This window comes from Natrarchaeobaculum aegyptiacum (genome assembly GCF_002156705.1).
GTDB lineage: Archaea > Halobacteriota > Halobacteria > Halobacteriales > Natrialbaceae > Natrarchaeobaculum > Natrarchaeobaculum aegyptiacum.
In genome coordinates, this window is the sequence record NZ_CP019893.1 from 878,207 (window position 1) to 900,954 (window position 22,748).

Consider the following 22,748-nt stretch of genomic DNA (forward strand, 5'->3'; position numbering starts at 1 on the left):
GACGGCGTTGGTCCCTAACGGTCAGTGGTCGTGATCGTGGCCGTGACTGTGATCGTGATCGTGGTCGTGATCGTGGCCGTGCCCACCGTCGGTCGCACCACCGAGGTCGCCACCGGCAACCAGCGCGTCGTGATCGCCCTCCATCATGTCCATGTTCTTGAGGGTGTCGCGCTCTTCGAACTCCTTGACGGCGTTGACGAGGTCGTCCTGGGTCAGCGACGTTCTGTCCTCGGTCAGGGCCTCGAGGACGGCTTCTCGAAGGACCATCCGGAGGTCGCTGCCGGTGAGACCGTCGGTGATCTCGGCGATGAACTGTGGATCGAACTCCTCGATGTCCATCTGGCGGGTGATGACCCGGAGGATGTCCGCCCGCATGTCGTAGTCGGGTTTCGGGAAGTTGACGATCTCGTCGAAGCGCCGCCAGGCGGCGGCGTCCAGTTGATCGGGGTGGTTGGTCGCCCCGATGAGGAGCACGTCGTCTTCGATCAGCGAGATGTTGTCGATGCTCTTGAGCAGTGTGTTGACCGCACGTTTCAGGGCCGCGTGTTCGTCGCTCCGGCGCGTCTTGGCGACGAAGTCGAACTCGTCGATAAAGAGGATACACGGCGAGAGCCGTTTGGCCACCTCGAACGTCTTGTCGACGTTCTTGGCCGTCTCACCGAGGTACTGTGAGGTGATCATCGAGAGTTTGACCTCGACGAACGGGAGGTCCATGTCCTGGGCCAGCGCCTGCGCCGTCGAGGTCTTGCCCGTCCCCGGCGGCCCGACGAACAGCAGTTTCCCAATCTCGCGCAGGCCGATCTGGGAGAGGTAGTCTCTGTGTTCGATCGCTTTCGCGATCTTGTCCAGTTCGTTCTCCTGATCGGCCGTGAGCACGAGGTCCTCGAGAGACATGTCGACTTCCTCGGGCGCGCGCACGTCAACGAGGTCGAGCATCTCCTCGTCTTCCTCGTCGTCGAAATACTGCTCGAGGAGGGCGTCGATCCAGACGCGGTCGGCACGGATCGGCCGATTCCGCTCGCGCGCGTCGTCGTGACTGACGTCGACGTCGAACTCCTCGTGGTCGGCGAAGTGTTTCGCCAGCGTCGGGTTCTCGAGCAGTCGGTCGTCGTCGGCGCGGTCGGCGAACCAGCGCTCGGCCATCCCGCGTTCGGCGAGCGTGATGGTCCCGGAGAACTCGTCGCGCTCGGTGAACATCAGGTCGGAGATGGCCGCCCACGGTTCCGGAACGCCAGTCGCCTCGCGGGCGGTCTGCTCGGTGACCGAGAGCGGTCGGCTGATCCCGGCCGGTCGGGCTCGCCCACCGGCGGTCCCACCATCTGCACCTGCGTCGTCGTCGTCACCGGCCTCGTCGTCGACTCCACCAGTCCAGTACACGCGTCGGTATGCCGGCGGCAGATCGTTCTCGTCTAACGTCCTGTCCTCGGAGTACACGCTCGCCGTGAGCACGAACTCGACGACCTCGAGCGCCGCATCACTCATTCGATCGACGTACTCACCACACACCCTTAACGGCGTCGTCACGCGCAACGTGTGTGAATCGATCACGTGCGACTCCGGCGGAGCTGTTCGCCACTGGACAGTCGGGGTCCGTGTGGTGATCTTGAGGAATGAGGCGTCGGCGACCAGCCGGATCACGGTTGGCGATGGGAGAATACTCTCGGTGACGTGGACGATCGGCCACGAACGCTGGTGGGGGAGTGACGAATTCGAATACAGGGACCTCGGCAGGCATTCCGGCGACCACATGTCCACATTTATCCGAAATACGACTATGCTTGCCCCAGTAGTAAGCCTTATTGTGTGACGTACAGTAACACGAAGTAGCGAGGTGGTGAACACGAATCAGAAACACGATATCGATCCAGCATCCGACTAATCGTGGTCTACACCCACTGTGGCTGTGAGCCTGTGTCCATACCCGACTGAGACCGTCACCCCTGTGGCTCAGGATTTTCTGCCGACGTTTTCACGCGACCTGTGTTGTCAGTTGTCACCGTCGCTGCGTGCCGACGAGCAGTCGATTCTACCACCGATCACGACGTCCCGGCGGCGCAACGATTTTCGTCCATCGGCTCACACCTGTGAGCATGAACGTCCTAGTTGGGCTCGGTGGCACCGACGAAGCGGTCAAGACGCTTCGACAGACGATCGATCGAACCCAGGAAGTCGGAGACGACCTGACCGTCGCCGTCGTCGAACGACCCGAGGCCAAACGTTCCCAGGAAGAGATGTACGAGGAAGCCGACGAGTTACTCGAAGACGCCGGTGTCGAGGCCGAACTCGTCCGGCTCGAGGGCGATCCCGGCAGTTCCCTCGTCGACTACGCCGAGCAAGGCGAGTTCGACCAGCTGGTGATCGGCGGCGGCACCCTGAGCCCGATGGGGAAGATCCAGCTCGGGCCGCTGACCGAGTTCGTCCTGCTGAACGCCCCGACGACCGTCAAACTGGTGCGATAACGATGACGGGACCGCGAACGTATCCCGACGAAGGAGCGGGGCCGTTCCCGTCACCGCCGACGGCATCGGAGGACCGGGACGGTCGCACGATCGAGATCGAACCGATCACGGACCTCGCCGACGAGGGCCTCGAGGACGTCGTCGAGATGTACGTCGAGTTCAACCCCGAAGACCGCGCACAGGGGATCCCGCCGACCGGCGAGAGCCGCATCCGAAACTGGCTCGAGGCGATCGCCGACGCCAGTGTCAACGTCGTCGCCCGACACGACGGCGACGTCGTCGGTCACGCTATGCTCGTCCCGGACACGGACGACCCGTCGTCGATCGATGACCGTGGCGACATCGAGTGGGAACTGGCGATCTTCGTCCTGCAGGCCTATCAGCGCGCCGGCATCGGCACCCTGCTACTCGAGGGGCTGCTCGGTCACGCCGCCGAGATCGGTATCGAACGCGTCTGGCTGACCGTCGAACGCTGGAACAATCCGGCGATCGCCCTCTACGAGCGCGTCGGCTTCGAGGCCACCGGCACCGAGAGTTTCGAACAGGAGATGGCGATTCGACTCGAGTCGGCCTGACCGTCGTCCGTTTTCCGTCGAGTCGAGACTAGACGGAAAGCACCGGCTGGCTCGCGTACGCGAGCACGTACTCGGCAGCCTGCTCCAGAACGTCCGGCGAGGCGTCGGTCGTCGACTCCCGCGGGAGGACGATGAAGTCGGCGTCGACGAGATCGGCGGTGTCGAGGACGACGTTCCCCGGGTGGCGCGTCTTGATCGACGGCGAAAAGCCGTCGTCGACGGAGGAGACGAGCGGCACGTCCTCGGCTGCCGCAATCTCGCGGACGCCCGCGAAGAACTCGCGGGTGTCGGTCGCCACGTCGTCCTCCTCGAGCGTCCCCGCGTTCATCCCCTGGATCACGCCCCTGCCGAGGACGAAGAGGGCGTGAACCGACGCGTCGTAGCGGTCTGCGACCGCGACGGCGTACTCGAGGGCGGTGACGGACTCGTCGGTGCCGTCGACCGGCGCGAGGACGGTATCGACGGAAAACGGCGCGCTGTCGTCCATACTCGTCAGTGTATCGTGTGGCGCTAAAAAGGTGCTCCTCGATGGAGACGTCGTCGAGTGGAGAGACGTGCCCGACCGCGGGTGTTTAAGCCGCCGCGGGCGAAACCACCGCGTATGTTCGACACGGTCGTGGTCGCTACCGACGGCTCTGAAAGCGTCAAACGGGCCGTCGACGTCGCGCTCGACCTCGCTGGCCGGTTCGACGCCGAGGTCCACGCGCTGTCGGTCGTCGACGAGAGCGAGGTCGACGCCTCACCCGAACAGCTCCAGGACGAGCTCCGAACCGCCCTCGAGACGACCGCCGACGCCGCACTCGCGACCGTCGAGGAACGCACCGGCCAGGAGGTCGTCACGGCCGTCCGCGAAGGTCGCCCAGCCGTCGAAATCTGTGAGTACGTCCGGGAGGTCGACGCCGATCTGGTCGCGACCGGTACCCGCGGCCGTCACGGCGAGAACCGCTTGCTACTGGGCAGCGTCGCCGAACGCGTCGTTCGCACGTCGCCAGTGCCCGTCCTGACCGTTCGCCAGCTCGAGGGTGCCAGTGGTGGTACCGGGAACGGCGACTGACGGCCGGGCCAGCAGCGACGTGTTTCGAGCGGAAGCAGGTCGAGCCACCAGTATACACGGCGAACACTGGATGCCGACTGGCCAGAGACCGGGGGGTACTTCCCTCGTGGTCGCTCACGACGGTGTATGGACGACGAACTCATCGACAGCGGTGATCTCCCGCTGGCCCGCAAGTCGGTGCTGCCCGGCACCGGCTTCTTCCTGCCGGATTCACTGGACGAAAACCGCGACGACGAACTGGCGGCTGCCGCACTCGAGAGTGCCGACGTCGCCGTGATCGCCGACACGGACGCCGACGGTCTCGCCTGTGTCGCCCTGATCCGCGAGGCCTACGACGACGTGCAAGTGGTTCCCGAGCCAGACGACGAGGATGACGAGGACGGCGAGGAAATCGAGAGCGACGACGAGGCAGACCTCGAGGTTCCACCCGTCGAGGGCGAGGATCCGCTCGAGGAGCCCGAGCCGACGCCGCACTCGGTCGCCTTGCTGCCGGCCAGCCCCCACGACGTCGAGGACGCGCTGGCTCGCGTCGCCGAGTTCGGCGAGGACGGCGTCGATCTCTTCGTCTGCGACCTCGCGCCCGACCGGTACGAGTACGTCGCAGAGGAACTCGAGGCCGCACTCGAGACCGCCTCGTCGGTCGCGTGGTACGACCACCACCAGTGGGGCGACGACGTCGCGGCGGCAGTCCGCGAGGCCGGCGTCGACCTCGTCGTCGGCGACTCGGAGGAGGAGTGCTCGGCGGACGTGGTCTACCGCTCGCTCGAGTACGACTTCTCGCCGATGTACGAGGAACTGGCGACGGTCACGCGCGATCACGACCTCTGGCTCCGGGAGGACCCCCGGAGCGACGACCTGGCAGATTACGCCTACTGGACCGATCCGGCGGAGTACGTCGAGGTGGTCCGCGAGTACGGCGTCGACCTCCCCGTGTGGGTCCAGGAGTTTATCGAGGAGCGACGCATCGAGAAGCAGGCGCTTATCGAGCAGGCGATCACCCGCGCGGAGTTCCACGAGGTCGGCCAGTACACGGTCGGCGTGACATACGGCCGCTGTTCCCAGAACGAGGTCGCCGAGGCGATGCGCGAACAGGGCGCGGACGCGTCGGTGATCGTCAAACCCGCCGGTTCGGCCTCCATCCGGGGCACTGACGAGTTCGATAGCTGCCACCTGGTCGCAGGGAAGGTCAACGGCGGCGGCCACCCGAAAGCTGCGGGCTGCAAGCCGGACATCTACGACGACATGCTCGACTACGCGAACCACTGGGTGACTCGAGGTGCAGTGACCAGGCGCGTTATCCTCCGGGCCTTCGAGGAGGTCGTCGAGGCCGAACAGGCTGAGGCGGGCGAGGAGGACGTCGAAGACGACGCGGAACCGCTCGAGTCCGACGCCGAGTAACGGACAGCGAGATTCAGTCCTGCGAGAGCACGTACCGCATGACCAGTTGCAGCACGTGGACGAAGACGCCAGCGACGGCGATGTAGACGCCGATCGTCTGGAGGGCGATCGAGGCGTCGCGGCGGTCTCTGACTTCCCAGATTTCGTAGCCCAGCCGCAGGAGGAAGCCGAGGAAGATCAGGACGAAGCCCACGCTCAACAGCACCGGGAAGACGAACGAGCCGACGGCGATGACGACGATCCCACCCAGGAACGCAGCGTTGGCGAACGAGCCCCAGTGCTCGAAGGTGATCGAGCGCGCGTAGACGTACCCCGAGATGAGCGCCGTCCCGATGGCGGTGACGATCAGGGCCAGTCCGAGGATCGGCAGGTGCGTCTCCGGCGGGGCGAACGAGAGCACGCCGGCCCCGAAGATCGCGAACGCACAGACGAGGATCACCGTCCCGACGAACGCGACGCCCATATCGCCACCCTTGACCCCGCGTTCGGCGATCAACTCGCCGACGAAGATGGCCGCACCGTAGACCAGCACACCGAGGATTGGCGCGGTACCGAACAGGTAGTCGTTGACCGTCGCCAGCGGCGTCGCCACGAAGACGTACATCAGGGCGACGGTCACCGCCATCAGCCCGCTCGCACCGCCGATCACCTGCACTTCACGACTCGAGAGACCGAACCCGCGTCCGGTCTCGTGGGCCGTCTCGAACGAACTCATACCCCAGTCTTTCGCCGGCCGGCTGGAAAAGCGTTCCTCGACGGCTCGAGGGCTGCGGTTTCACTACTGTGCCTCGGACTCGAGGCCCAACTGGGCCCCAACAGCTTTCGGCTCGCGCTCGAGACGACCTGACGAGCGATGGCGTTGCTGGACGAGCTATCGGGCTACGAGTTCGAGGACCTGATGGAGGACGTGTTCCGGCGGCTGGGGTACCAGAACGTCCGCCAGTCGGGAAAGAGCGCAGACGAGGGCCGGGACATCCTGATGGAGGAGGTGGTCGACGGCGAGCCGCGGGCGGTCGTCGTCGAGTGCAAACACACCGACACGGTGAGCCGACCCGTCGTGCAGAAACTCCACTCGGCGGTCGCAACGTACGACTTCGACGGCCCCAAACGTGGGATGGTCGTCACGACGGGCCGGTTCACCGATCCCGCACGCGAGTACGCCGAGAGCCTGGGGACGCGAACCGAGGGCGGAATCGAACTCCTCGACGGGACCGACCTTCGCGAGATCGGCGAGGCCATCGGGATGGACCTCTACAACGGCCGGATCGAAATCCTCTGTGCAGAGGCCCTCGAGCCCACCCACCCTACCGAGGGCCGAACTGCACCCCTCCTCGAGACCGTCGGCGAGGTCGACAACCTCGAGCCCGACGCAATTTCGGACCCCGAGACCGCACTGGCACTCGAGCCGACAGTGACCGTCAGCGCACGGACCAGCGCGACGTTCGAGACGAGCGTCGGCGTGATCCACACGCTCGACGAGCGGAACGACCTCGTCGTCCACGCCGACCGCGACGGCCCGCGAGTCGCGAGTAGGGCGCTCCAGCGACTCGTGGCCAGCCCATCCGCTTCCCGGGTGGACCTCGAGTCGGCCGATCTCGAGGCGGAGTTCGACGCGCTCGAGCGGGAACGCTTCGACCGCACCGAGACCGAGTACCGCGAGTGGGCCGTCGACAAGCTGCGGGCGATCCACACCACGACGGTCCACTACACCGGGAAGAACAACGTCGACTACGAGAGGACCTGCACCCCGAACAGGTCGGACGTCCTCGTCCAGGCGATCGATCCCGTCTACGTCCCGCACGTCCGGTCGACCCTCCCGCTCGGCGAGTACGAGTACGCCTACGACTACTACGCCGCCGGCCCGTCGCGGGCGACGACCCGGAACGACCTGCAGGCTTGCGTCCACTGCGACGCCGCAGGCGGCGACCGGACCTACACCTACTGCGCCAACTGTGGCAGCATCAACTGCGACAGCCACGTCCGCACCGAGCGACTCGAGGGCGAGCCCGTCTGTACCGGCTGTGCAGTCACCGAACGGTTCGCGCTCAAGACGAAGTACTTCTACGACGAACAGAATCTCGAGGCGTTCCGCGCCGAGTACCACGAGATGGCGATCCACGAGAAAGCGATGGAGAACCGGGCGCTGGCGATCGGGGCCGGCGTCGTGCTCGTACTCGTGGCCGTGCTCTTTGTACTGATACTGCTCGGTGGCGTGCTTGCGGTCCTGTGAGGATCGTGCAGGGACCTACTGAAAGGACCTGATGACGAGGAACAATCCGATCAGCACGTAGCACAGGTACACTCCGAGTGCGAGCGCCCAGAGACGAACCACGGCTCGAGCCCACCGGTACGGTTCGGGGACGAACTCCTGTGCTCCCAATAGCACCAGTAGAACCCCCACGACTGAAACGAGGATCCCGGCAGCCCCAGTGTCGGTCTGAATCGTGACCAGCGTGTACAGCAAGAAACCGCCACCAGCGTAACACAGTCGCACTGCCGTCGCTCTAGATACCAGGGGACCGACAGCGTACGCACGGAGCGACGATAGTATCGATGCGTACTGTCCACCAGCTGACGACATACGTCCAGTTAGTGTGTACGGTCGGTTAATTGTTCGGTATACCGTCACATAGATGTACTGGGGGAGCACCCGTGAACGCTGTATCCCCTCCCTGCTCGCGCCTTCGGCGCTCGCTGAGGAAGGGGCATAGCGCCTATTTTCGGGTAATGGATACTCACGCGACCTGCGTCGCGAACGACCGCGCGAACCGCTCGACGTCCTCCCAATCGGTGTACTCGTAATCCCTCGAGGTGTCGGTGTCCTTCCCCGCCCTGCCGGCGATGAAGCGCATCAGGAGCCGTTTGAGGCGACTGTACTGGCTGTACGCCAGCGCCCCGGGAATCGTGGCCGTTTCGTCAGGGTTCCAGTCGGTACTCTCGAGAAACTCTTCGAGTACCTCCCGGGCCGGCGCTCGATCCTCGGGGTCGTCGTAGGCGGCCGTCAGGCTCACTGAGAAGAACGCCGAGGGGACCGCCTCGAGCGCGCTCCGGTTGGCCCGGACGAACCGCGTCGCCGATCGCTGGTGGGAGCCCGCGTGAACGGACGCGCCGAGGATCACGCCGTCGAATTCGCCGACGTCGAGCGAGGGCAACGGTTCCGAGACGTCCGCGAGCGTCACGTGAGCCCCGGCAGACGAGAGAACGTCCGCCATCCGGCGTGCGATCCGTTCGGTCTGGCCCTCGCTCGAGGCGTAACAGACGAGGAGGTTCGGTGTGGTGTCGGTATCGGTCTCGAGCGTCGACATACTGCACGGACGCCGTCCAGACCTATGAAACAGTGGTGTCGGCGGTGCTGGCGTCGCTCGCGACCGGCAGGGGGGCAGGGCCTCGAGCGCATGGGACGGGCGTGACCGCGAGCGCTCGCCGCGTCACCCGGACCGGTCGGCGAGCCACGCCTCGATGTCGTCTGCCAGCGCGCCCCGACGGTGGATTTCACCGGACGCGACCTCGACGACGGTGCTCTCGGTGCCGGGCGTCTCGCCCCCGTCGAGGACGACCGCTGCGTCCCGGACCGTCTCGCTCACGTCCCCGACCTGGCGGGCACTCGGCTCGCCGCTGACGTTCGCGCTCGTGGCCGTGATCGGCCGCGCCGCGCGCTCGAGTAACTCGATCGCCGGTTCCCAGTCGGGGACCCGAACACCCACCCGGTTGCGCCCCGCGGTGAGTACGTCGGGGATCGACTCCTGGCGCTCACAGAGCAGCGTCACCGGCCCCGGAAGAAATTCGTCGGCGAAGGCCCGCTCGCGCTCGCTGGCCCGGACGTAACCCGCCTCGAGTGCTCGTTCGAACCGCGGAACGGCGAAGGAGACGGGCTTCGATCGGTCCCGTCTCTTGACCGCGAAGACGCGCTCGACGGCATCGGAGTCGAGTGCGTCCGCACCCAGCCCGTAGACGGTTTCAGTGGGGTAGACCACCAGTCCTCCCGCACGGATCGCGTCGGCGGCCCGCTCGAGTGCGTCGTCGTCCATACGCGTTGGTCGCGCCGTGACGAGCAAAAACGTACCGTCACGGCTCGAACTCGAAGCGACCTCTAGCTTGCGGCCATCTCGCGGCAGGTCTCGGCGCACTTCGGGAGGATCTCCGCACAGGCCTGACAGTGGTCGTGGTCGTGCTGGGCGCACTCCTCGGCACACTCCTCACAGAGGTCCGCACAGAGGTCCGCGAGTTCGCGATGATAGCCCGATTCGCGGGCCATCCACCGGGCGTGCAACGCCGCGACGTCGGCGACGTCCCGACAGAGCCGAATACAGCGAGCCATCTCCTCGCCTTCGTCGACGCAGGCGTCTGCACACCACTCACAGACCTGTACCGCCTCGAGGCAGTTGTCCATACAGTCGTCCATCAGGTCGTCTGCGTGCTCGAGCTCTTGGAGCGCCATCGCTCGAGTCGCCATCGAACGTGGCAATCAAGCTACGGTGGGCGCGTGCAAGCGGAACGGCCATCCGACGACTCGTCAGACCCGTCGGCTGTCGTTCGACGACAGTTACCACCGATCGTCCGTACCGTCGGCGTCGGCGGCCCGCGATTCACGGTCCGGACTTGCCGCCCAGCCGCTCGAGTCGTCGGCCACGTCACCGTCTCGCTCGCGAGGGAGCAACTCGGGGTCGTCGACCGGTTCGGCGCGCAGGCGCTCGAGGTCGGTCGGTTCCGGGTCGTCGCCTCGCGGATCGTCGTCCCGGGTGGCGACCGGCGAATCGCGATCGGCGCCCTCGTCTCGGTCCGCGACGCCGGGAATCTCGACGCGCTGGAGTGCCGACCGGACGACGTCGGCCGGATCGACGCCCTCGACGGTCGCCTCGGTCGTCGCCACGAGCCGGTGGGTCATCGTCGGCCCGGCGAGGCGTTTGACGTCGATCGGGGCGACGTACTCGCGGCCGTCGATCACCGCGGCAGCGCGAGCAGCCTCGAAGACCCGCTGGACGCCGCGCGGGGAGACGCCGACCTCGAGGCGGTCGTCTTCGCGGGTCGCCCGCGCGAGGTCGACGATGTACTCCCGGATCGGCTCGGAGACGGTGACACTCTCCGTGACGCCCTGGAGCACCTGGACCGTCTCCGGCGTGACGATCGGGTCGACACTCGGCGCGAGGGTGCGCCGGTTCGCCCGGCGCTCGAGCAGCCCGAGTTCGCCATCGCGGTCCGGGTAGCCCAGTGAGGTCTTCACACTGAATCGATCCCGCTGGGCCTCCGGCAAACGGAAGGTTCCCTCCTGTTCGATCGGGTTCTGGGTAGCGATGACGACGAACGGCTCCGGCAAGTCGTAGGTCGTCCCGTCGACGCTGACCTGGCGTTCCTCCATGGCCTCGAGCAGCGCGGCCTGGGTCTTCGGCGGCGCGCGATTGATCTCGTCGGCCAGCACCACGTTCGTGAACACCGGCCCTTCGGCGAACCGGAACTCGCCGTCGTGTTCGTCGTAGACCATCGACCCCGTCACGTCCGAGGGGAGGAGGTCGGGCGTAAACTGAATGCGCGTGAACTCGAGGCCCATCGCTTCTGCGAGGGCTCGCGCGGTAACCGTCTTGCCCGTCCCTGGGACATCCTCGAGGAGAACGTGGCCGCGAGCGAGAATAGCGGCGAGAATCGGGTAGAGAACGTCGTGATCGACGACGACGGCCTCGTCGACCCGGGAAACGACGTGGTCGACGGCCTCGGCGGCTTCGTCGGGCGACACGCGTGAATCGGTCATACCCGACAGTCGAGCTACACGACCAAGTAGACTTGGCTCCGGTTCACGACGCGGGGGAGGGCCGCGACCCTCCCGCGAACTGCTGTGCGCCGCGGAAACTATTGTCACGGGGGGCGAACGTCGAGTATGGAACTCACCGACGAACAGGCCGCCATTCGGGACGTCGTCCAGGACTTCGCGACCGAGGAGATCCGGCCCACCGCACTCGAGGCCGACCGCACGGCGTCGTTTCCCGAAGACGTCTGGGACGGCCTCGCCGACCTCGAGTTGACCGCGCTGACGGTCCCCGAGGAGTACGGCGGGTTCGACGCCGATCCGGTCACGGCGGCGGTCGTCTACGAGGAAGTGGCGAGAGGGATGCTCGCGGTCGCGACGGCGCTGTCGGTCCACGGCCTCGCGACCTCCTGCATCGCGACCTTCGGGAGCGACGACCTGCAAGAGCGCTGGCTTCCAGACATGGCCGCGGGCCGCCCCGTCGGCGCGTTCGCCCTCTCGGAACCCCACGCGGGGTCGAATCCGGCGGCACTGTCGACGGTCGCCCGACGCGACGGAGACGAATACGTGATCGACGGCGAGAAACAATGGATCACCAACGGCCAGCGCGCGGGCGTCTACGTCCTCTTCGCCCGGACCGACCCAGACGATCCCGGTTCGATCACCCAGTTTCTCGTCCCGGGTGACGTCGACGGCCTCTCCGTCGGCGAACCCGAGGACAAACTCGGCCTCCGGGCCAGCGACACGACCAGTCTCACCTTCGACGGCGTTCGAATTCCCACCGAAAACCGACTGACAGAGGAGGGAAAAGGGCTCTCGGCGGCGCTCTCCGTGCTTACTGGTGGTCGGATCGCCATCGCCGCCCAGTCCGTCGGGCTGGCCCAGTCCGCGCTCGAGGACGCCATCGATTACAGCCAGGAACGCGAGCAGTTCGGCGGCCCGATCGGCGACATTCAGGCGGTGCGTCACAGACTCGCCGAGATGGCCACCCGGACACGGGCCGCGCGGTTGCTCACCCGCGATGCGGCCCGCAAGCGGGGTGACGCGGAGACAGCGGCCGGCGGGGCCGCCCTCGAGGCCAGCATGGCGAAATACTTCGCGAGCGAGACGGCGATGTTCGTCACGAACGAGGCCGTCCAGCTCCACGGCGGCGCTGGTTACGTCACCGAGACCGACGTCGAACGGCTCTACCGGGACGCCAAGATCACCGAAATCTACGAGGGAACCACGGAGATCCAGAAGACCGTCATCGCCCGGGAACTGCTCGACGGCGACTGACGTTCTGCCGATTCCCTCGAGTCGAGGTCGCCACTCACCGGGACCGACACCGATATTCCGCGTCCAGACGTTTCACTCCGTATGCACGAACGCGACGCCGACGCGTACGAGGCCGTCGTCTACGACCTCGACGGCACGCTCGTCGACCTCGTCGTCGACTGGGACGCCGTCGCCGCCGACGTCCTCGAGGTCTACACCGCCGCAAACGTCGAACCACCGAGTAGCAACCTGTGGGACCTCCTCGAGGACGCACAGTCCGTCGGCCTTCAGCCGGAGGTCGAGTCCACGATCGCGAGCCACGAACGCGACGGCGCAGCGGTCGCCCCGCGGCTCCCACACGCCGACGAACTCCTCGAGCACTCGGTCCCCGTCGGCGTCTGTTCGCTCAACTGCGAGGCCGCCTGCCGGATCGCCCTCGAGGAACACGACCTCGCGTCGGCCGTCGACGCCGTCGTCGGCCGGGACACCGTCTCGCGGTGGAAACCCCACCCCGAGCCGCTCGTGGAGACGGTCACGCGACTCGAGGCCTCGCCACCCGCGGCGCTGTTCGTGGGTGATTCGGCTCGAGACGAAGTGACGGCGGAGCGCGCGGGGACGGACTTCGAGTACGTCGGCGAGGGACCGTCCGGCGTCTGAGCGTCTTCGGGACCGAAAACCGGACCGCTACTCCTGCGTTCGCTTCGCGTACGCGAACACGATCAGCGCCGTCACGAACCAGATCGGCGCACCGACCCGGATCGCGAATTCGGCTCGAGCGCCCCAGGTTGCGAGCTCGAAGCTGATCGAGAGGAGGGCGACGAGCGGGGCCCCGACGAGGATCGTTACGACGAAGGTCGTCTGCATGACCCAGCCGTAGTCGACGCCGTCGGGATCGGTCGTTTCGACGGGTTCGGGCACGCTAGAGACTCGCGAGGCGGTCCTCATAAGTTTCGCGGGTCTCCTGTGAGCCGTGTTCTGCAGAACGTTGAGAGTATCTGGATCGGATGAGATTACCACGAAATCCCCTCCCGAGCATCGCGGGAGGGGATTCCCGATCAACGCCGCCAGCCCTTTCAGTCCCACCCACGTAGCTTGACCGATCAGCCGACACGGGTGGGACTGAAAGGGGCTGCCGTGCTCGCTGAGCGAGGCGACGCAAGCACCGCAGTGAAACGAGGAGCGCAGCGAGCCGCAGCCAGCGAGCACGGCAGGGGCTTTCGTAGTGGTCTTGGTCGATTTGATGAGATCTACACGGTCGACAAAGAGACTAGCGGACAACCACGTGAGGTTTAGTATCACGGCACGAACGACCCCCCATGACCACCGTCCGGGACATCAAAGCGAAGACGGGGGAGGAACCGATCACGGTACTGACCGCCTACGACGCACCGACCGCCGCGATCTGCGACGCGGCTGGCATCGACGCCATTCTCGTCGGGGACAGCCTCGGGAACACCTCACTCGGCTACGAGAACACCCTGCCAGTCAGCGTCGACGACATGGCTCACCACGTCGAGGCCGTCGCTCGAGGTGCCGACGACCCGCTGGTCATCGCGGACATGCCCTTCCTCTCGATCGGCGTCGACGAACGCGAGAGCATCGCGAACGCGGGTCGAATGGTCAAAGAAGCCGGCGCGGAGGCCGTCAAACTCGAGTGTGGCCCCCACACGGTCGACCTCACCGAGCGGCTGGTCCAGCTTGGCATCCCGGTGATGGCCCACCTCGGGTTGACTCCCCAGCACGTCAACCAGTACGGCGGCTATCCCCGGCAGGGAACCGATCAGGAGGCCGCCGAGCGCATCCTCGAGCTGGCGCGGTCCCACGAGGAGGCGGGGGCGTTCTCGCTGGTACTCGAGCACGTCCCCGCGAATCTGGCCGCCGACGTGACTGCAGCGCTCGAGACGCCGACGATCGGCATCGGCGCTGGCCCGGACTGTGACGGCCAGGTGCTGGTCGTCGACGACGTGATCGGGCTGAGCGAGTGGTCGCCGTCGTTCGCCGAGCAGTTCGGCTCGGTTCGCGAGGAGATGACCGGCGCGATCGAAGACTACGTCGAGGCGGTCGAATCCGGTACGTTCCCCGCCGACGAGCACAGTCACGAAGAAGACGACCTCGAGGAACTGTACTGACCGGCTGCTCTCGGTCGACCCAGAACGACCGGTTTCCCAGCCCGATCCGCTGATCGTCACCGCGCGGTGACGTTCTGGTCAACCAATATAATTGCCATATAACCACGCTAGTAGAGTATTATATATTTACCGACAGTGTTTATATACCACGACCACGGAGTTCGCAGTAACACCCGAGAACCACCATGTCCACTGCACCGAGCGATCCCCGGTCCGCATCGCACCCTGCCGAGCACCCCGACGAGCCGGACGCCGCGACGATTCAACACGTCACCGTCGACCGGGACGGCGTCGCCGTCTGCACGATGTTCCCGGCCAACTGTGACGACGCCGACGTGACCACCGAGTGGCTCACTGCCAGTTCGGACGCCTACTGCTCGCTCGAGGACGCCCGGTAGGCCCCGTCGGCACGGTCTCTGCTTCTCACACCGGTCACTGCGCCGCAGACAGCTCCGAGAAAAACGTCGTGAGCGCCTCGTTGAACGCCGCCGGGCGCTCGAGCATCGGCCGATGGGCCGCGCCCTCGATCTCGACCGCTCGTGCGTCCGGAATCTCCTCAGCGAGGTACTCGTGGAACCACGGCGGCGTCAGTCGATCCTGATCGCCGTACAGCAGGAGCGTCGGGACGTCGACGCCCTCGAGGTCGTCGCGGACGTCGAACCGGTGGCAGGTCAGAAAGTCCCGGCGGGTGACGACCTGCCCGGTGTCGAGCATCGTCTCGAGCGAGCGCTCCCGGATATCCGGGTTCGAGTCGGGATCTGCGAAGAGTCGCCCGGGGCCGTGGAGGAACTCGACTGCGCGCTCGAAATCCGAGGCGAGCCACTCGAGGAGGTCCTCGAGGACGCCCATCCGCGCGCCGGTTCCCGTGAGGACGATCGCCTCGGGCTGGAACGACCGCTCGAGGGCGACGTGGAGAGCGACAGCGCCGCCGAGGGAGGCACCGACGAGGACGGTCGCGTCCGTCTCCTCGGCGACGGCGATGACGTCGTCTGCGTAGGCCGAGAGCGCCTGGTACCCGGGATCGGCGTCGACGTCCGCTGAGTCACCGTGCCCGCTCAGGTCGAGTGCCACCATGGGTGCGCGATCGGTGAGTTCCCGCTGGGCGCGCCACATCTCACGAGCGCCGCCGCTCCCGTGAACGTAGCACGCGGTGGGTCCCACACCGCCGCGGTCGACGTGCTCGTATGCCGTGCGTCGCCCGTGGTGGGAGACCGTTTCCATACTGCACACACGAGCGGCGACACCATAAATCCGGACACAGCGCTCGACGAATCGACGGGACTCCGGTACCGAAGACCGCCAGGTGCCGAAGACCGTGTCAGCCTGACGGAGGCCGCCGACGAAAACCGCCGATTCGACGGCGGGGGATCATCCGGCAGCGACTGTGAACTGCGAACAGCGTTTTCTCCCCGACCCCAGTGCCGTCACTCGATCTGTCGGGAAAAGATTTTTATAGTAGCACGACTTACCTTGGGTTAGTTGAAACATGACCCTCGACCAAATCATCAGCGACGACGATGCGGCGGTACGCCAGTACCAGTACCACGATGGGAACGTGCTGGCCGTCGACTTCGGGCCTGCAGTGGACGGGTCGGTCGACGTCGTAGCGGACACCGTGATCGTCGTCATCGGAGACGAGCAGTACGAACTGGACCTGGACGGGGCAGGTGATGCACACACGTTTATCAAAAACGGCGTGCTCACTATCGAGACGGAGGCCGAAGTATGAAACTCACCGTCAAACCCCTCAAACAGAAGGACGCTGGCCGCGGACTGGCGGCGATCGACCGCGTCTCGATGCGGGAACTCGACCTCGAGAACGGCGACTACATCGTCATCTCGGGCAAGGGTGACGGGCAGACGGTCGCCCGCGTCTGGCCCGGCTATCCCGAAGACGAAGGTCGAGGGATCGTCCGGATCGACGGCCGACTCCGTCAGGAGGCGAACGTCGGAATCGACGACAGCGTGACCGTCGAACAGGCCGACGTCAAGCCGGCGAAGTCGGTCACCGTCGCGCTTCCGCAGAACCTCCGCATTCGGGGCGACATCGGTCCGCTCGTCCGGGACAAGCTCTCCGGCCAGGCCGTCACGGAGGGGCAGACGGTGCCCTTCTCGCTGTCCTTTGGCCCGATGGCCAGTTCGGGACAGTCGGTCCCGCTGAAGATCGCGGGCACCCAGCCCAGCGGCACGGTCGTCATCACCGACTCGACGAGCATCGACATCTCCGAGACGCCGGCCGAACAGGTCAGCGCCGGCGGTCCCGGCACCGCCGCCGAAGGCGTCCCGAACGTCACCTACGAGGACATCGGCGGCCTGGACGACGAACTCGACCAGGTCCGGGAGATGATCGAACTGCCGATGCGCCACCCCGAGCTGTTCAAACAGCTCGGCATCGAGCCGCCCAAGGGCGTCCTCCTCCACGGCCCGCCGGGGACCGGGAAGACCCTCATGGCCAAGGCCGTCGCCAACGAGATCGACGCCCACTTCGAGACGATCTCCGGCCCGGAGATCATGTCGAAGTATTACGGCGAGTCTGAAGAACAGCTCCGTGAAGTGTTCGAGGAGGCCGAAGAGAACGCCCCCGCGATCATCTTCATCGACGAACTCGACTCCATCGCCGCCAAGCGAGAGGAAGCCGGTGGCGACGTCGAACGCCGCGTCGTCGCTCAGCTGCTCAGCCTGATGGACGGTCTAGAGGAGCGCGGCCGGGTCACTGTCATCGCCGCGACCAATCGCGTCGACGACATCGACCCCGCGCTCCGTCGCGGTGGCCGCTTCGACCGCGAGATCGAGATCGGCGTCCCGGACAAGGACGGTCGCCGGGAGATCCTGCAGGTCCACACCCGCGGGATGCCACTCGAGGAGTCGATCGACCTGGATCGCTACGCCGAGAACACCCACGGCTTCGTCGGCGCCGACCTCGAGAGCCTCGCCCGCGAGGGTGCGATGAACGCCCTGCGTCGGATCCGTCCGGACCTCGATCTGGAGGCCGACGAGATCGACGCCGAGGTGCTCGAGTCGCTGCAGGTCACCGAAGGCGACATCAAGGAGGCGCTCAAGGGGATCCAGCCCTCGGCGATGCGCGAGGTGTTCGTCGAGGTGCCGGACGTCACGTGGAACGACGTCGGCGGCCTCGCAGACACCAAAGAACGCCTGCGCGAGACGATCCAGTGGCCACTGGACTACCCCGAGGTGTTCGAACAGATGGACATGGAGGCCGCCAAGGGCGTCCTCATGTACGGCCCACCGGGCACCGGGAAGACGCTGCTCGCCAAGGCCGTGGCGAACGAGGCCCAGTCGAACTTCATCTCGATCAAGGGCCCCGAACTGCTGAACAAGTACGTCGGCGAGTCCGAGAAAGGGGTCCGGGAGGTCTTCGAGAAGGCACGGTCGAACGCCCCGACCGTGATCTTCTTCGACGAGATCGACTCGATCGCCACCGAGCGCGGGCAGGGCGCGACCGACTCCGGCGTCGGCGAGCGCGTCGTCAGCCAGCTGCTCACTGAGCTGGACGGCCTCGAAGAACTCGAGGACGTCGTCGTGATCGCCACCACGAACCGTCCGGACCTGATCGATCCGGCACTGCTACGGCCCGGGCGGCTGGATCGCCACGTCCACGTGCCCGTCCCCGACGAGGACGGTCGCAAGCGGATCTTCGAGGTCCACACCCGGAACAAGCCGCTCGCAGACGCGGTCGACCTCGAGTGGCTCGCCGCCGAGACGGAGGGGTACGTCGGTGCCGACATCGAGGCCGTCTGCCGCGAGGCCTCGATGGAAGCCAGTCGCGAGTTCATCACCTCCGTCGATCCCGAGGAGATGCCCGACACCCTCGATAACGTCCGTATCAGCACGGATCACTTCGAGCACGCCCTCGAGGAGGTCAACCCGAGCGTGACCCCGGAGACCAAAGAGCGCTACGAGGAGATCGAAGAGCAATTCGACAGCGCCGAGCCAGCCCAGGAGCAGGACCAGCTGGGACGCACGTTCCAGTAGCGCCGTCGTCGTCTCCAGTGGTCGGCCACCCGAGTCGATATCGTCACCCGACGACCGATGACTCGAGCCACGGTCGCCGACGGCAGACGACCGATACCATTTTTGACCGAACGGCCCTGACGTGACTGCGTGGACGTACGCGGAATCGTCGCCGACGAGGTTACAGTCCGAACCGTCTCCACCAGCTACGGCGAGACCGACCTCGCCGAGGTGCCGGTGCGACTCGTCGCGACCGACGACGCAGCCGCCGGGACCGGGCCGCTCGCAGATGGCGGAACGGAGAGCGACGCCAGCGCTCCAGGCGACAGGGGGGCCGATACCCGCGCGGCCGGAGCCGATGGCCCAATCGGCGACGAACCACTCGAGGACGCACACGAACTGACGACGATTACCTGCTGGAACAAGTGGGTCGAGTCGGCCGAGTTGCTCGAGCCCGGGATGGAACTGCTCGTTACGAACGTCGAGGAAGACGAGTACCAGGGGGAGACCCAGTACACGACGACGGGCGACTCCTACGTCGTCGTCGAGCCGAGTTTCCTCGTGAACGTGACGGCGATCCGCAACTGGGTGGAGTGTCCCCGGCTCTACTACCTGAACAAGCTCTCCGGGGTGCCGCTGAACTACCCCGTCGTCAAGGGGACCATCGTCCACGAGGTCTTCGGCGACCTGCTCCGGGGTCGGGACCTCGAGGAGTCGATCGACGCCCGCGTCGAGGAACGGGGCCTCCAGCTTGGCCTGCTCGGGGAGACACCCGAGGCCGTCGCCGAGGACGTCCGGGAGAACGCCGCGGCGATCGAGGGCTGGCTCGAGCAAGGTCGGCTGACCGAAGACGATAGCTGGCGGTCAGAACAGTTGCTCATCAGCGAGACGTTCGGCATCCGCGGTCGGGCCGACGCCATCCGCCGGGGCGCACCGGTCGAACTCAAGACCGGCAAGAACCTGCGGAAGGAACCCCGGTTCAAGGACAAGGTGCAGGCCGCCTGCTACGCCCTCTTGCTCGAGGAACACGGCGACGAGGTCGACACCGGGACGCTACTCTATACGAAGAACTCGGCGCTGGACCGCAACGAAGAGACCGGCGACCTGACGCCAGCGAAGGACTTCTCGATGGGCGCTGGACTGTTGAAGTTCGTCGTCCGGCTTCGCAACGAGATCGCCGCGATGGAGGTCAAAGGCGACGTCCCGACCGGCTACGAAGGCGACGCCAAGTGCGAATACTGCTTCGAGCAGGACACCTGCATGGTCGTCTCCGGTCGGCTCGATCAGGAGTCGAAGGCGGGCCAGATCGGGCAGGCACTCCCCGACGAGGAACTCGAGTACTTCGACCGACTCTACCGCGCCATCGAGGAGGAACGGCGGGAGGTCCACCGCGAATACGCCAAACTCTGGCAGCAAGACGCCCAGGAACGAGCCGACGACGACCGCGCGCTGATCGACCTCGAGTTCGTCGAGAAACGGCCGCTCGAGGAGGGACGGTGGGAACTCCGGGCGAAGCGGACGGCTGGCGGGGCCTCCAAGTTGCGCGAAGGGGACCTCGTGCTCGCGAGCGATGGCCACCCGGTTCGAGGTAACGCGGAACTGGCGATGATCGAACGACTCGACGACGAAGTCGTGCTGACGGCCGACGAGCCGGTCGAGGTGTGTCGGCTGGACGTCTATCCCTCCGAACTGACCACCGACAGGCTGCTCGTGGCGATGCACGATTTCCTGCTGAAAGGCGACGGGCGGCGCAAAGACGTGCTGTTCGGCCGCGAGGAACCCTCGTTTTCGCTCCCAGAGGAGACGTTCATCGGCAACAACGCGGCCCAGAACGAAGCAGTGAGGAAGGCCGTCGGTGCCGATGACTTCGCGCTGATCCACGGCCCGCCCGGCACCGGGAAGACCTACACCATCGCTCGCGCCATCCGCGCGATGGTCGAGCGCGGCGATCGCGTCCTCCTCTCGGCGTTCACTAATCGCGCGGTCGACAACGCTCTCGAGGCGCTGCTCGAGCAACTCGAAGAACACGGTGAGGGCGTTGCGCCGGAGGCGCAACGCGAAGACGGTGAAACCGTCGAGGTCGTCCGCGTCGGCAGCGAGAGCGGCGTCCGCGAGGACATGCTGCCCTACCGCCTCGAGCGGGCGGGCGACCCAGAAGATCGGCTCGCGGAACTCGAGAACGCGCAGGTCGTCGCGGCGACGACGGCGACCTGTGGCTCTCGCGAACTGAAAGAACAGTACTTCGACGTCGCGCTGGTCGACGAGGCCGCCCAGTTGACCGAACCCGGTACGTTCGCGGCGGCCACCCTCGCCGACCGGTTCGTCCTCGTGGGCGACCACGAGCAGTTGCCGCCGGTCGTCCGCGCCGAGAACGACCTCACCGAGTCGCTGTTCGAACGGCTCGTCGAAACACATCCCGACGCCGGCGTCATGCTCGACCGCCAGTACCGGATGAACCAGCGCATTCAGTACTTCGCCTCCCAGGAGTTTTACGACGGGAAGCTCCGCCCTGCGGAGCCCGAGGTCGCCGCACGGACACTCGACGACCTCGTGGGCGTCTCCCGGGACGCGCTCCCCCCGACTCTCAGAGACCCCGTGACCTTCGTCGACGTCGAGGGCGACGGCAGCCGCTACACCGACGCAGCCGAGGCCGAGCGCATCGCCGAGTTACTCGAGACCTACGCCGACGCCGGCCTCCGCTACGAACAGATGGGCGTCATCGCGCCGTTTCGCGCACAGGTGTCGACCATCGCGAGCCGCGTCCCCGACGCCGTCGCCGTCGACACCGTCGACCGGTTTCAGGGCTCGAGTCAGGAACTGATCGTCGTCTCGTTTACGGCAACCGGCTCGCTCGAGGGGCCGATCTTCGAGGACTACCGGCGGATCAACGTTGCACTCACCCGGCCCAAGCGTGCGCTGGTGCTCGTCGGCGACTCGCGAGCGCTCGAGTCCGATCCGGTCTACGCGCGGATGCTCGAGTGGGCCGATCGCTAGCGTGTGGGGCGGCCGAACCTGACTCGAGGGGCCAGCACAACCGAGACGCGGTACAGCATTCCGGACGAGGCACGCACCGCGCCACGGTGGTCTGGAAGGCCTGCGATTGCAAGCCACGGCTTCGGCTCCTGAAACCGTGATCGTCGCTATTTGGAAGGGCGTGCTGTAGCGCCGTCTATGCACGATCGACAGGCCTCGAGCGAGCGACGACGGAGTCTGGCGGACAGGCTCCGCTACGGGAGCACCGACGGGCGACTCCGAGCGACGTGGCGACTGCTCGCGGCGCTGCTCGTCGGCTTCGTGATCTACATCGGTGGTCACCTCTTCGTTCCGGCCGTCGTGGCGGACGCTCTCGGTTCGGTAGACGGGGTCTCTGCGGTCGGTGCCACCGTGGTGATCTTCGTCGGCTTCGTGGTGACCATCGCGATCGCCACGGGTGCGTCCCTCCTCGTCGCTTCCCGACTCGACCGGCGTCCACTCACGAGTTACGGGTTCGCGCTCTCGAGGCGGTGGTACGTCGACTTCGTCGCCGGTGTTCTCATCGGGGTCGTGGCCAGTATCGGGACCGTCAGCTATCAGGCGCTGCGAGGACAGGTTTCCCTGTCGGTCACGGTGACGGGCGTCGGGGTCGATTCCGCGCTCCTCGGCGGCGTCGTGCTCGTCGCGATGCTGGCGTTCCTCCTGGCCGGAAACGTGTTCGAAGAAGTGCTCTTTCGATCGATATTCATCACGACGGTTGCCGAGGGTCTTCGATCCCGATCGGTCGGGGCTGGCACGGCTGTGGTCGCTGGCGTCCTCGCGAGCCTGCCGGTGTTCGGCGTGTTTCACGTTCTCGGCGGGGGAATTGGACTGATCGTCACGAGTGCGATCGGGGGCGTCCTGTTCGCCGTCGCGTACGTGTTGACCGGCCAACTGGGGTTGCCGATCGGCGTTCACTTCGGTGGCGTCGCGATCGTGAGTATCGGCCAGGAACCGATCTCGGCAGAGCCCGCGTTAACCCTCCCGTCGATTCTCGTCGCAGAACAGGCGACCACGCCGTCGCTCGCGACCGGCGTCGAGACGTGGACGGTTCGGATGCTGATCGGCGTCGCACTCGTGTGTGCGTGGGTGTACCTCGTTTACGGCGATCTCTCGGTCACCGACCGACTGTACCGGGAGGATGCTGGCTACTGA

General features: G+C 66.2%; 22 protein-coding genes. 13 read left to right on the plus strand and 9 right to left on the minus strand.

Annotation, left to right across the window (positions count from 1 at the left end; all coding sequences use genetic code 11):
• Window positions 1–21 precede the first annotated feature (21 nt).
• Window positions 22–1,482, minus strand: a complete 1,461-nt coding sequence (locus B1756_RS04395; protein WP_086890039.1) for an ATP-binding protein — start codon at window positions 1,480–1,482, stop codon at window positions 22–24.
• A gap of 608 nt (window positions 1,483–2,090) precedes the next feature.
• On the opposite strand from B1756_RS04395, the gene B1756_RS04400 reads away from it, so the two are divergent.
• Window positions 2,091–2,459: a universal stress protein gene (locus tag B1756_RS04400; protein ID WP_086887454.1), complete on the plus strand. Its 369-nt coding sequence runs from the start codon at window positions 2,091–2,093 to the stop codon at window positions 2,457–2,459.
• 2 nt (window positions 2,460–2,461) lie between these two features.
• Entirely contained in the window at window positions 2,462–3,034 is a 573-nt protein-coding gene (locus B1756_RS04405) for a GNAT family N-acetyltransferase (protein WP_086887455.1), read from the plus strand.
• A 28-nt stretch (window positions 3,035–3,062) separates the two neighbouring features.
• On the opposite strand, the gene B1756_RS04410 is transcribed toward B1756_RS04405, so the two are convergent.
• The gene (locus tag B1756_RS04410) at window positions 3,063–3,521 is read right to left on the minus strand and encodes a universal stress protein (protein WP_086887456.1); all 459 of its coding nucleotides are present in this window, start codon (window positions 3,519–3,521) and stop codon (window positions 3,063–3,065) included.
• 114 nt (window positions 3,522–3,635) lie between these two features.
• Here B1756_RS04410 and B1756_RS04415 point away from each other — a divergent pair, with 114 nt between their 5' ends.
• Together B1756_RS04415 and B1756_RS04420 are read left to right on the plus strand one after the other, a co-directional pair.
• On the plus strand, window positions 3,636–4,088 hold the full coding sequence (locus B1756_RS04415; RefSeq protein WP_086887457.1) for a universal stress protein: 453 nt from the start codon (window positions 3,636–3,638) through the stop codon (window positions 4,086–4,088).
• A 126-nt stretch (window positions 4,089–4,214) separates the two neighbouring features.
• The gene (locus tag B1756_RS04420; RefSeq protein ID WP_086887458.1) at window positions 4,215–5,486 is read left to right on the plus strand and encodes a DHH family phosphoesterase; all 1,272 of its coding nucleotides are present in this window, start codon (window positions 4,215–4,217) and stop codon (window positions 5,484–5,486) included.
• 13 nt (window positions 5,487–5,499) lie between these two features.
• On the opposite strand, the gene B1756_RS04425 is transcribed toward B1756_RS04420, so the two are convergent.
• Window positions 5,500–6,201 carry a hypothetical protein gene (locus tag B1756_RS04425; RefSeq protein ID WP_086887459.1) on the minus strand — a complete coding sequence of 234 codons (702 nt, stop codon included), beginning with the start codon at window positions 6,199–6,201 and terminating at the stop codon, window positions 5,500–5,502.
• Between the two features lie 138 nt (window positions 6,202–6,339).
• Between B1756_RS04425 and B1756_RS04430 the strand changes: the two genes are divergently transcribed.
• Window positions 6,340–7,716: a restriction endonuclease gene (locus B1756_RS04430; RefSeq protein ID WP_086887460.1), complete on the plus strand. Its 1,377-nt coding sequence runs from the start codon at window positions 6,340–6,342 to the stop codon at window positions 7,714–7,716.
• A 505-nt stretch (window positions 7,717–8,221) separates the two neighbouring features.
• On the opposite strand, the gene B1756_RS04440 is transcribed toward B1756_RS04430, so the two are convergent.
• From B1756_RS04440 to B1756_RS04455, 4 genes are all read right to left on the minus strand, one after another.
• Window positions 8,222–8,791: a flavodoxin domain-containing protein gene (locus B1756_RS04440; protein ID WP_086887462.1), complete on the minus strand. Its 570-nt coding sequence runs from the start codon at window positions 8,789–8,791 to the stop codon at window positions 8,222–8,224.
• 123 nt (window positions 8,792–8,914) lie between these two features.
• Complete coding sequence (locus B1756_RS04445) at window positions 8,915–9,514, minus strand: L-threonylcarbamoyladenylate synthase (protein WP_086887463.1); 600 nt, start codon at window positions 9,512–9,514, stop codon at window positions 8,915–8,917.
• Window positions 9,515–9,576: 62 nt separating this feature from the next.
• Window positions 9,577–9,924, minus strand: coding sequence for a four-helix bundle copper-binding protein (locus tag B1756_RS04450; RefSeq protein ID WP_086887464.1), 348 nt, complete (start codon window positions 9,922–9,924; stop codon window positions 9,577–9,579).
• A gap of 105 nt (window positions 9,925–10,029) precedes the next feature.
• Entirely contained in the window at window positions 10,030–11,229 is a 1,200-nt protein-coding gene (locus tag B1756_RS04455) for an AAA family ATPase (protein ID WP_086887465.1), read from the minus strand.
• Window positions 11,230–11,355: 126 nt separating this feature from the next.
• On the opposite strand from B1756_RS04455, the gene B1756_RS04460 reads away from it, so the two are divergent.
• Window positions 11,356–12,501, plus strand: a complete 1,146-nt coding sequence (locus B1756_RS04460; RefSeq protein ID WP_086887466.1) for an acyl-CoA dehydrogenase family protein — start codon at window positions 11,356–11,358, stop codon at window positions 12,499–12,501.
• Window positions 12,502–12,582: 81 nt separating this feature from the next.
• Window positions 12,583–13,137: an HAD family hydrolase gene (locus B1756_RS04465; protein ID WP_086887467.1), complete on the plus strand. Its 555-nt coding sequence runs from the start codon at window positions 12,583–12,585 to the stop codon at window positions 13,135–13,137.
• Window positions 13,138–13,164: 27 nt separating this feature from the next.
• On the opposite strand, the gene B1756_RS04470 is transcribed toward B1756_RS04465, so the two are convergent.
• A complete protein-coding gene (locus B1756_RS04470; RefSeq protein WP_086887468.1) occupies window positions 13,165–13,398 on the minus strand; it encodes a DUF5822 domain-containing protein in 234 nt (77 codons plus the stop codon).
• 398 nt (window positions 13,399–13,796) lie between these two features.
• Here B1756_RS04470 and panB point away from each other — a divergent pair, with 398 nt between their 5' ends.
• Both panB and B1756_RS04480 read left to right on the plus strand, forming a co-directional pair.
• Window positions 13,797–14,609: a 3-methyl-2-oxobutanoate hydroxymethyltransferase gene (panB, locus tag B1756_RS04475; protein ID WP_086887469.1), complete on the plus strand. Its 813-nt coding sequence runs from the start codon at window positions 13,797–13,799 to the stop codon at window positions 14,607–14,609.
• Between the two features lie 185 nt (window positions 14,610–14,794).
• The gene (locus B1756_RS04480) at window positions 14,795–15,007 is read left to right on the plus strand and encodes a DUF7511 domain-containing protein (protein WP_086887470.1); all 213 of its coding nucleotides are present in this window, start codon (window positions 14,795–14,797) and stop codon (window positions 15,005–15,007) included.
• A gap of 34 nt (window positions 15,008–15,041) precedes the next feature.
• On the opposite strand, the gene B1756_RS04485 is transcribed toward B1756_RS04480, so the two are convergent.
• Window positions 15,042–15,830: an alpha/beta fold hydrolase gene (locus B1756_RS04485; RefSeq protein WP_086887471.1), complete on the minus strand. Its 789-nt coding sequence runs from the start codon at window positions 15,828–15,830 to the stop codon at window positions 15,042–15,044.
• A gap of 265 nt (window positions 15,831–16,095) precedes the next feature.
• Between B1756_RS04485 and B1756_RS04490 the strand changes: the two genes are divergently transcribed.
• The 4 genes from B1756_RS04490 (at window position 16,096) to B1756_RS04505 (ending at window position 22,748) form a co-directional block, all read left to right on the plus strand.
• Complete coding sequence (locus B1756_RS04490; protein ID WP_086887472.1) at window positions 16,096–16,338, plus strand: DUF7127 family protein; 243 nt, start codon at window positions 16,096–16,098, stop codon at window positions 16,336–16,338.
• Window positions 16,335–18,602, plus strand: coding sequence for a CDC48 family AAA ATPase (locus B1756_RS04495; protein WP_086887473.1), 2,268 nt, complete (start codon window positions 16,335–16,337; stop codon window positions 18,600–18,602). The genes B1756_RS04490 and B1756_RS04495 overlap by 4 nt, the downstream gene beginning before the upstream one ends.
• 129 nt (window positions 18,603–18,731) lie before the next feature.
• On the plus strand, window positions 18,732–21,575 hold the full coding sequence (locus B1756_RS04500; protein ID WP_086887474.1) for an AAA domain-containing protein: 2,844 nt from the start codon (window positions 18,732–18,734) through the stop codon (window positions 21,573–21,575).
• A gap of 177 nt (window positions 21,576–21,752) precedes the next feature.
• A complete protein-coding gene (locus B1756_RS04505) occupies window positions 21,753–22,748 on the plus strand; it encodes a CPBP family intramembrane glutamic endopeptidase (protein ID WP_086887475.1) in 996 nt (331 codons plus the stop codon).